The organism is Oligoflexus sp. (assembly GCF_035638955.1).
GTDB lineage: Bacteria > Bdellovibrionota_B > Oligoflexia > Oligoflexales > Oligoflexaceae > Oligoflexus.
The window spans coordinates 170,281-180,514 of record NZ_DASQYZ010000083.1 but is presented as its reverse complement, the minus strand read 5'-3'; the positions used below and the strand labels follow the sequence as shown (position 1 = coordinate 180,514).

The 10,234-nt window shown below is 45.5% G+C and carries 9 protein-coding genes and 1 pseudogene; 2 read left to right on the top strand and 8 right to left on the bottom strand.

Translation table 11 applies throughout. The features are described 5' to 3' along the window. Positions 1 to 409 precede the first annotated feature (409 nt). The 6 genes from VE954_RS08525 to VE954_RS08500 all read right to left on the bottom strand — a co-directional run bounded on the left by VE954_RS08525 (position 410) and on the right by VE954_RS08500 (position 6,753). The gene (locus VE954_RS08525; protein ID WP_324951665.1) at positions 410 to 1,279 is read right to left on the bottom strand and encodes a hypothetical protein; all 870 of its coding nucleotides are present in this window, start codon (positions 1,277 to 1,279) and stop codon (positions 410 to 412) included. Positions 1,280 to 1,330: 51 nt separating this feature from the next. Next, positions 1,331 to 1,702: a hypothetical protein gene (locus VE954_RS08520; protein WP_324951663.1), complete on the bottom strand. Its 372-nt coding sequence runs from the start codon at positions 1,700 to 1,702 to the stop codon at positions 1,331 to 1,333. Between the two features lie 15 nt (positions 1,703 to 1,717). Next, entirely contained in the window at positions 1,718 to 3,595 is a 1,878-nt protein-coding gene (locus VE954_RS08515) for a hypothetical protein (RefSeq protein ID WP_324951661.1), read from the bottom strand. Further along, the gene (locus VE954_RS08510) at positions 3,583 to 5,001 is read right to left on the bottom strand and encodes a hypothetical protein (RefSeq protein ID WP_324951659.1); all 1,419 of its coding nucleotides are present in this window, start codon (positions 4,999 to 5,001) and stop codon (positions 3,583 to 3,585) included. The genes VE954_RS08515 and VE954_RS08510 overlap by 13 nt, the downstream gene beginning before the upstream one ends. A gap of 32 nt (positions 5,002 to 5,033) precedes the next feature. Beyond that, on the bottom strand, positions 5,034 to 5,969 hold the full coding sequence (locus VE954_RS08505; RefSeq protein WP_324951657.1) for a hypothetical protein: 936 nt from the start codon (positions 5,967 to 5,969) through the stop codon (positions 5,034 to 5,036). A 79-nt stretch (positions 5,970 to 6,048) separates the two neighbouring features. After that, positions 6,049 to 6,753 carry a hypothetical protein gene (locus tag VE954_RS08500; protein WP_324951656.1) on the bottom strand — a complete coding sequence of 235 codons (705 nt, stop codon included), beginning with the start codon at positions 6,751 to 6,753 and terminating at the stop codon, positions 6,049 to 6,051. Positions 6,754 to 7,693: 940 nt separating this feature from the next. Between VE954_RS08500 and VE954_RS08495 the strand changes: the two genes are divergently transcribed. Then, positions 7,694 to 8,449: a hypothetical protein gene (locus VE954_RS08495; protein ID WP_324951654.1), complete on the top strand. Its 756-nt coding sequence runs from the start codon at positions 7,694 to 7,696 to the stop codon at positions 8,447 to 8,449. Then, positions 8,446 to 8,868 (top strand): hypothetical protein, encoded by a 423-nt coding sequence (locus VE954_RS08490; protein ID WP_324951652.1) that lies wholly within the window; start codon positions 8,446 to 8,448, stop codon positions 8,866 to 8,868. The genes VE954_RS08495 and VE954_RS08490 overlap by 4 nt, the downstream gene beginning before the upstream one ends. A gap of 174 nt (positions 8,869 to 9,042) precedes the next feature. Here VE954_RS08490 and VE954_RS43745 read toward each other — a convergent pair. Further along, a pseudogene (locus VE954_RS43745) lies at positions 9,043 to 9,450 on the bottom strand (dihydrofolate reductase family protein); the annotation flags it as partial. After that, positions 9,407 to 10,132 carry a hypothetical protein gene (locus VE954_RS08485; protein ID WP_324951650.1) on the bottom strand — a complete coding sequence of 242 codons (726 nt, stop codon included), beginning with the start codon at positions 10,130 to 10,132 and terminating at the stop codon, positions 9,407 to 9,409. The pseudogene VE954_RS43745 and the gene VE954_RS08485, both read right to left, overlap by 44 nt. Positions 10,133 to 10,234 lie beyond the last annotated feature (102 nt).

Sequence of the window (10,234 nt, the reverse complement as noted above, 5' to 3'; positions counted from 1 at the left end):
GATCAGGTGGGGACGGAGTCTAACCGTGACTTGCTGGGGCGCTTACGTCTGTTATATATATTTGACGCCAACTCAGGATTTGCTTAGGAACGCCGCTTTGGAGCCTTGATCTCATTTTGAGACTTGTTCCTTGGGTTACTCCCTGGCAAATTACTGCAAGCGAACTGGACCAGCATAGTCACCGCTATTGCAACCTTATTGGATACTAACTTGTTCATTTGTCCACGCTTCTGGTTTCGTGTTGATTCAAAAAAAGCCCCACACTATGGGTGTGGACTAAGGCCGCAAATTAATGATCGGTCGTACTCAAAAGTGGGGGAGTGCCTCCGCTACCACGAGTTCATCTTAAGCGAGGCAGGATATTCGCTTGCCTCGCTCCTGCAAAAAGATGCTATTCAACAGAAAACCATCAAGGTTTTGTAAGTGGAATCGCTAAATACCACTCTTTGCTGCGCAGAGAAAGCCAATGACCATTGAATACGTATGCATAGCTCTTTCCAATCAAACAATCTCTGGTCTTACACCCAAGGATGCCTTGTTCGGCTAAAGCGTCTTCGTTTATATCAGTGATTTCAACGGCCCCTTTCAACACGTTATCGCCTTCCGGCGAAAAGCGGAGACCTAGGTCAACCTTATTTTTGCTACCGCTAGAAAGCTTCTCACCAGCATTAAGCTTTGCGGTCCATGCCGCAGCAAAGTCGTTCACATTGATGCCAAAAGCGTGATCTTGGGTTTGCGGCTGGTCTAAATACTGAATGACGAAGTCCCGAAACACATCCATATTCGCATGCATAAGGCCGCTTTGCTGATTTTGATCCTTGCCGGCGCTGTAATAGATTTCATTCGACGAACAAATTTCGTCGAATGAATTTGAGAAGGGTAGTTTGCAATAGTTGGGGTTTGAAAGCGTCGGACCAAATAGATTCAGAAAGAGAACTGCCGTCCTGTCACCTGATACAAGCTGGATCTTGACTGCGTAGTCATCCCTGTCACGGAAAGTTCGATCCTCGCAGGCAAAATTTTCCAATCTTCCGTTGTCAAGTGCCCGCGAGGAGAATTCGGCGAAATAGTCTTTCAGGGCATTACAACGAAGCTCACTGGATGTGTCCTGAAAAACCTTAGACTCTATTCCCTGAATAAGGAATGCCTTCGATGGCTCGTTCACACGACCAGTAGCTTGAGTGTCATTCTTCGGTTTATCACTTTCGTGATTCTTAGCACATGCCGTGGAAATGAGGGAAAGAACAAGAGCGCTAATTATTTTTGATCTGATTTTCATGTTAATAGCTCGCGTAGGGCGTTGACTTCTATTCTATACTCTGGCGACCTTTCAATCATTGAAAGAAGCTAACTTTATCTGCAGATTATCGACGACAAGGACAGAAGATGATACTTTCTCGCTAAGCCTTTTTCCCACATAAATCGCTAAAGCTCTGTGCATTGCAAGATATTCATCACTATATCTCAACGAATTTTGGTAAATATCGACATGAACTGCATACATTGACAACGACAGACCGTCAGAGTCTTCCAAATCCTTGTCGATTCTAAGAAAGAAATCCGATTCAAGCACACGGAATTGAAACTTATTCGCGCAGTCTTTATACGAATGGAACTCTACTGGAAACAAGGCCTCCAGATTTTCTTTAACAATACTGAAGTCTTTTTCGCTTTGTACCATTACTGAGATTGCACGCGACATCGGTTCCTCCAAGGACTACTTCGGTCGTGGTCCATAACCGACAAAAAAACCATCGCCGATTACAGAGAGATAATCCAATTTATCTCCATACGCGCCAAGCGCTCTAAATATTCCACGCTTCGCTTCAGCTTCAGACATGCCAGTTCCTCTTGTATCAATTTGTATAGTTCTCGCTTGGCCACCGCCGTCCACAGAATTCCTTACGGTGTTTCTAATTGTAGAACTGCTGGCACCCGGTTCTAAACTCTTGAACTCAACTGGCACACCATCTACAATCGCGTCAGCTTGGCGCCCAACCCCGGGCACGCCTTCATTTGGATTCTTTTGCACCACACGCCCAAGATCTTCAAGATATTCCGCAATGGAGCGTTCCTTGGTATCACTAAATCCGGCGAGCCTTTCAGGTCTACCTGGAGTAGGCGGTCGAGGCTGTGCTTTCTCTGCGGTTGCAAGGAGATCATCTACAGCTTTGTCTAATGAAATGCCAGGAGATTTTGCTGTAGTTCCTGCGGCTTCTAAAAGTTCGGATACCGCTTCTCCTTCAACTATCCCAGCCTTCTGCGCTGCATCTACTATACGTTCAGCTTTGCTCACTGAAACCGCAATTGCAGCAATTTCGTCAGATGTTTTGCCTATTGCGAGAATATCTTTTGCAAAAGCTATAGCAGTTTTAGATGTGGTGAAAACTGTCGCTGCACCTATTACCCCAGCAGGAACAAAACTAAGCCCCACGTTTACAAGCGCCATATCTTTTTGAATTGGCGAAAGAGGGGCATCGTCCCAAAATCTCCTGCCAGTTTTATACTCGTACCATGCTTTACCTACGTTAAATGCTTCTATGCCTACCGCAATAATAGCAGTTTCAGGGAAAGCAATAAAAAGTGCATACGGAGCAACTGCCAAAGCCATATCGGCCAAAGCGTAGGATACTTCTAGAGCCTTATCGCCATATGCTTTCTGCCCAACTGAATATTTTGAATCCGCATAATCGAGCGTGGTCGAAGCTTCATTTAAAAGATTTCGTGCTCGCGCTTTCCCATCTTCTGGATAACTAGGGTTTTCAATGGTTCGTTTTGCATAGCTCAGGTAGCTATCTGCTCGCCGAACAGCCAAACCTTCCACAGCTTGCGCATCAGTTTTGTATTGATGGACATTAGGATTTGGTTTGATTTGAACCTTCGGTAAAACTTCTTCAATTCGTTTTTGCGCCTGATCTCGACCAGTTTTTCCTTGGCTAATAGTTGAGGTTAGATCGTTATAGGAACCGGTGGCTGTTATTTTCGGGGAATTCGCTGTATTGGCAGCAAGGCTTTTCAACGATTCGTTCCCAAAATCCGCGACAGTCTTGCTGGCTTCGCTGAAATTCTCAATCCAGCGGCTTTGCAAATCATCCGTCAGCTCGCGCGCCTTAATTGCAGCTTCTGCCTCCTTGTTCCGGCGATTAATTTCTTCCTGACGAGCTTTAAGCTGCATGTCAGCGATGTCTTTCCCAACGGAATCAGGGGAAGGTTTGGTGGAATCCGAGGCGCCTGGGGTTTTGTAATTGGCTTCTTGCGGTGCAGGGTTGTACTCAAGGCTCTCCTCGGTTGCAATTGTAATAGCAGAACCGCCCAGAATTTCTGCGACCGTGGTCTTGCCAGGGAGGTTGGCATTGCTCCAAGAGAAGTCAATTTTTGGGTTGTCGGCATTATAACAGCCTTCGACGCAAAGATCTTTAACAGCGTCTACATACGGCTCTACATTAACTGCAGGAATTGGATCGAAGTCGCTATCCTTTATGGGTGTGAAGACATCTCCACCTTCGTCTTGTAGCTTGGATAAAGACGACTCTTTGCTGCAACCAAAAGCGTTAATTATCGCCACCAAAGTTAGCAATTTGATTATTTTGTGCATATATCTACCGTAATTTTATAAAGTGGAGATGCTGCATCAAACTGTGCAAGGGTCGTTGCTGGATTGGCTTTTGCTAGAAATTCCTTGGTTTTCTCCTGGCAAACAGCTTTATTTGGTAAAGCGGCAGCGCGCTGCGCTGCATATTGCTTCTGGAGTTTCAGGAATCCTTGCCAACCATATTTCTGAATATAAGAAAGATTTGAATCAATCATCGCAATCTTGTCGTCAATGCTCTTAAGGGCAATGTCCCGGTTCTTCTGTTCAACACCAGTAAGGGCGGAAATGATTTCTTTGAATTTCGCGGCTTCTTCCTTTTCGGCCCGAAGTATTCGAAGGGGCTCAGAATAAAAATAATAAGTGGTGTGCAGGCCTCCAGCCAAACCCTTAACGCTGGCGGTGGTCCACCAATCAGTCATTTGCCATAGCACCTTGTCAAGAGCTAAGTCTTGATAGAGTTTGTCGATAACCTGATCTACCTTTTGACCACGAATGCCAGCGACTTTCTTATAGAAGCCAAATTTGAGTTTATAATATGCCAAAGAAAGAAGGTTGGACCTTTGCTGCGCACGATCGTGAATTTCTTTTCGGATTCCTTGTAGTGCAACAGATGCATCTGTAAGGTTGGCATTATATTTATCAACAGCAGCACTAAATGTTTCAGCAAAGGCGGGAACTGATTTGCTTGTGCACTCGTATCCTCTAGTTAGACTCCCAGCCCTCAGGTTCATCGTAGTTATTTTGCTGATAAACATTTCCGTAGACTGATACAGCGCATGCTCATCTGCCGAAAGATTTGCGGTTTTATTGGCAAGCGAATTGAAATCATCAACTATTGATTTTTCAACATCAGAAGGGGATTGAGACCCTGCATAGGCATCAGTCCGTTCCTTTACCTTAATTGAGGTTGCCTCAATCAACGCCAGAATTTCCGCATTTCTTGAATTTAGGAAATTTAAGGCCCTATTAAAGTTATAGTCCAACATCTTCTTGCTGGGATTGGGCTCCAAGAAACCCACTGCATCAGGCTTCTCAGGAGAGAAGTGAGTCGAAACCAAATTATTATACGACATTAGAAGCAGGTCTAAAGACTGTGAGCATCGAGATCTCTGCGTGCTCTCACATAACTTCCAAGCTTGATATTCCAGAGGCGGGTAGGAGTAGCCTTCCGCCACAATGTTGGGGACTCCCATCATGTTTGGAGTAGCTGGGTTATATCCATAACGTTGCAGCATATCCTTGGCTTGACATGCTGTATTTGGGTTTTTGACGATCGGGTCAATGTTACACTCCCCGTCGTACCAAATGGGAAGACCCTTTTTTCCTTCGCTTGTTGGACATATCGCAAAAACTGAACCTGAATAGACCAGAAGATTTAAGGCTAAAGATATGCTTTTAAAGCTCATCATTCTGTTTCCGCTTTGAGTTGTTCATCCAAAGGTTAGTTAACTGGCGCAGGAGGATCGCTTTCAATGTCTTTCCGGAGCATCTCTTCAAAGCCTCCAACTTCCTTACTCAGCTCGCCTTCGAGTTTTTCTATATTGCCTTTAATTTCATTTAACTGCGGATCAAGCTCAGATGCGATTTCCTTCAAGCGATTAACGGATGTGTAGTACCATCCTCGAAGCTTCAAGTAGCGTTCGTATTTGAGGCAAAAATCGGAATCGTCTTCGTCTCCGGCTTGTTCGCAAGCTTGGATTCGGCTCGCTAACACACCTTTCGCTTCGATATCGCAATTGATGTCTGTTGTTTTGTCCCAGTCACCATAAAGTGCACTGTAACGGTCCTTAACTTCCTGTAGTACACCAGGTGGGACAGTGACATCCGTGGTGTACTTGTTTATGATGCAATAGAAAGCGACTTTAGACCCGGCGAGATCAGACAGGGAAGTAGTTACGCTAAAAAGTTGGGTGGACTTTGCCGCTCTGCTGTTTTTGATGCTTTCAAAATTCTCTCCGCGATCGATGGGATCATAGGAAAAAGTCGGAGAAGGCACCTCAAGCTCAACTCCGTTTGGATTCAAAGACAGACTTATTTCTGATGGTTTGCAGTCAGAAGGCAGCCTCTTGATATTTATTCCGAGTGAAAAAGTTTTACCCTTCATACTTTCGTCATAAAGAAGTGAAGCAGGTTGGCCTATTTCTTTGCCTGAGCAGTTGACCGTCAGTTTAATAGGATAATTTAATGCGATGAATGAAATGAGCTTTATAGGCTTTATTGTTGTCGAAACATTCAACCCCCACTCATGGGTTGATGTAAGACGCGCTGTCAGATCAAAGTTTTGAACTAGTTGCTCGCGAATTATATCTGCAAAGGAAGAAGTGGAGGACGCGATTGCTGGAGCCAGAAGGAAGCTAAAAAAGATATTTTTCATCATGCCAATTCCTATTAGTCATCTCGGGTCGTTTATCTGCTTAATTCGTTTGAGTCTAATTGCCCAGAAAATTGTTTCCCGATCAGTCAAAAGTCCAAACGGTAACCTCAATTGCATCAAACTGAGCTGCCGTTTGCTCTGTTTTTGCATCAAAAGCAATTCGCAATGGGCCTGTACAGTATTGAGACTTCAGATTAATGTGGGCCGTATCATCAAACGCATAGCCGTTTGTACCCCAAGTGGCAAAGTCGTATCCTTGACCTCGTATAGCGTTTACATCGGCATCTTTACCAGCGTTTCCAGCATAGCAACTTGCCCAGACCGCGCCGCCGAATCCACCAGAGACAATGTCTGTGTGCTGATTATTAGGACAAGCTAAATGCGACCCTACGAACCTAATATCGATACGAATCTTTTTCCCAGACAAAAATGACTGCACTTCTTCCAGATTCAGGAATGCTTTCTTAGTTGGAGTCTGTATGGCCCAGTCAGCATCATGCAGATAATCATGACGACCAAGCTCAAACGCGACCTGCACATAATCGCCTTTTGGATTAGGATGACTTGGACAATCGGAGCCAATTGCTAAGGGTTTTGTAGAAGTAACCCTCCACGTGTCAGCTAGCTCGTAAGTGCTCCAAACCCTCTTCTGTTGATGCACGCTTTCTGTCACCGCCCCTTCAGATACAACTTCTGAATATATAACGCGCTTGATCTCTCCAGCGCTTGAAACTTGGGTCAGTAAAAATTGAACTAAACCCGATGAAATAAGATACTTAATATTCATAGTCACTCCTGGAACTTGTTTATTAGCCATGAAAAAACTTACGAGGAAAAGGATTTCCTCAGAAGTATCCGACCGAATCAAGACCTTAATATTGCCGATGTAGGAGGAGGGCTTTTGCAGGATTCCGCGACTCTGCGCTTCTGAGCATCCCTTTCAGCTTTGTCTGTCGCTGCGCCGAGCGTGCATGAGACTGTAATAGGCCCAAAGATGGAAAGGGAACTTGCTGTTTGATAGTTCATTGGCAATCCCCTGTTAAAGTCTCGGTATTTTTTGAGATGATGTACCGAAACGATCCGCATATCATGTCTACTCTTGCGCATTCAAAACTTGTGTTCGTCTTCAGGTGATTAGGGAAGGCTTCAAAAGAAGCCTTCCCCTGAACATTTAATCGCCTTCTGCGGTGGGATTGCATGAAAGCGGGGATTCCACTGAAACTGAGGAGGGATTGATGACGATCAAACGGTGGGTAAGAAGTTTGGAAGAGAAGCTTATAGACTGGTAGTTCGACATGAACGCGGAGGAATTGAGGCTGATCCTGGAGTGCGTTTTAATCGTCATGGTTAAATCCCTCTCTTACCTGGACCGCATTTCGTTACGGTGGAGCGGAAATACCAGTGCATCTAATCGCGCTCAAGTCGTTGTTATTCGTGCAAGAAAGATTTATCTCGTCGAAATAATTGTGCACCAAGGAGCAGCAGTCTCAATAGGTTATTCAGGCTCGAATTTCTTTAGAAAAGCGACCAGTTAGCTACTTTTCACTTTGAAGGTGAAATCCTCTAACTTCGGGCGTTTCGAGAGATAGAAATTTCGTTTTGAAAAACAAGTTGGCATACTGATTTCAGAAAAATTATCCGTTGTGGTTCAGCCGGTGGTTGACTGATGCCGTTTTGCAGTGAATAACGAAAGTCTAAGTTGCATCGAATACGAGGTGGGGAGCGGAATGGAGCAGTCTGCAATATTCTTATCAAGAAAGCTGAAAGAGTTTATTGACGGGCGCCACGAGGGCAACGTCAATCGCGCTTGCTTTCATTTAGGCATAGATGATTACAATAGTGTATATCGCCTCTATCATGGCAAGGTTAATTCTCCAGCATTCTTTTTAGCCTATCGAATTCTTAAGCAAACCGACCCTGAAAAATATTGCGAACTTCTCGCCGACTTTTATCCCCAAGAAATGGAAACTATTGGTCAAATCGCAGGTGATAAAAGCGATGACCTAATCGGCAGTCTCGATAAAAAGTTCGCATTGGTCATGAGTTCAAAGCTTCATTTTTCGATCTATGCTCGCGCCTGTGAACATGATGGAACCAAATTGGATGACATCACGAGAGATTTTGGCAACATGGGTTTGATAGTTGCTAATGAACTCTTGAGCGCTGGTGTGCTATCACTTGAAAAGGGAATTTTTCTTAGCGAACTCGCTGACAAAGATTTCCGGCCAGCAATGTCAATTGTCAAACAGCATGGACATTTGCATATAGATTTATTTCAGGACGCCGCCCCAGGGTTTCGGATGGAAAATCCATACGGCGGGCTAAATGAGGATGGAATCAAGGAAATGTATAGAGCGTTAGACGAATTGGCGTCTAGAACTCTCAACATTTTCAGAAATCCCAAGTTTCAAGGCAATATCATGTATCTGACCACAATTCTTGGAGGACCAATGCAAAATCCAAGAAAGGAGCATAACCAGTGAAATTGTATGTTTCAATACTTGCGGCAAGTCTGTTAGCTGGTAGCGCTTTTGGTGGAGGAACAACAGGAGGTGGATCGCCTCCTGCAATGAAGGAACTCAAAGAATATCTCATGTCAAATCCTGACATCGCTGCGGGTGTATTTGATCATGGAAATGGCAACATAGGTCTTGGAATTAATGGTGCTTTGAGTCCTGAGCTAAGGATGTCAAAGTCAAGTTTGCAGTCTTTTGATATGAAACTATCTGATATTGATTTTGACTTATTGCGTAGCAATAAGTTTGTTGAGGCTGTAAGCCTCAAGGGATCCGAAGAACGAAGTTCTGAATCCCGTAAGTCATATAGCATCGAAGACGGTGATGCTTTAGGTGAGTTACGCTTAAAAGATCGTCGCGAGTTAGCTCGGGAATCAGCGAAATAACATAATTCACATTCAGAATTATTTGAAAGAGGCAGCTAATGCTGCCTTTGCTTTTTCGTGCATCGACTAGGCTCGGTATCGTAGCAGTCCACGCCCACCATGTTCCAGGTTCCATTTTGGTGCTTGGCTTTGTTTCGCCGCCTCGTTGTTTTTTTGCTGAGCCGTAAAAAACATCTACCTTCTCAGGTCGTACCGCATCGCTACCATTCCGGAGTCGAGTTCCTGATGGCTCACGAGTTTTAAGTCGACGTACTTCGATAGCCCCGCGAACAACGTTGGCCCGTGTCCTGCCAGCCTGGGCTGCACGACGAACTCGTACTCGTCGATCAAGCCCAGGTTCGCTAGCGCCAGGGGAAGCTTCACACCTCCCACCAATAGCTCCTTGCCGGGCTCACGCTTGAGCGTCTAGACGGCCTGCTTCAGATCCCCGCGCACGAACTCTGCGTTCCAGTCGACTCGATCGAGCGTGCTCGACACAACGTATTTCTTGGCCGCGTCGATCGTCCGGCTAAAGGGTTCCATCCAATCGGCCATCCATTCAGGCCTTGCACCCGACCGCCTCCTCCAGGCGGCCTCCATCATTAAGCGGACTTCGTACCTTTAAAGCAACCACACACAATGCCTGCGCGGCTTCAAGAAGCGCACGAAGTACAATCAATATGCCAGCACCAATCCAGTTCACTGCATCGCGCGAAATACCGAGTGGTTTTGGATTTGGAGGCTGGACTGCGATCGCCTGAGCTTTCGGAAGTTTTTCAGCGATCCTTTGCATGGTGGACCAAGCTCCAGCTTTCGTGGCCTTTTGCAAAGCATCTGTAAGGGCACTCATTACAGGATCGACACTCACTGAATGACTGGGCTGAGCCGACAATACTGAGACGGTCTCAGATAATGCCTTTTCCCAAGTGTAGCTGAAAATATGGAAGGTGGTACTAGCGACCATAAAGGCATAATATCCACCGCAAACAAATCTGCGAATCCAATCAGCTGTTCCTGATAGTTGCAGAGTCAGCAAGGCAATCATAGCAAGCGATCCAGCCACAGCGAGTGGCCATGAATATCCGGGAAGAATATCGTGCTGGCGGTAGAACTCGTGCTGAAGGAACGTCGAGAGAACTCCTAAACCGCATACTACAGACACCTGGAAGAGGTGGATCAGGGACGGGAGAGTTGCCAGTATTTTTAACTGCTCAGACACTTTCGATTTTTTCTCATCAACTGAAAACCTGTACACGGTTGCAGCGGGGGCTGAGGATAGGGGCATGATGGTTTCCTGATATTGAATAGTGGTCGAGCAGTCCGGTTCGTCATGGCTCTTTGACTGGCAGAACTTTGGTTCGTCGCAGTTCGACACCTGATCACGGTC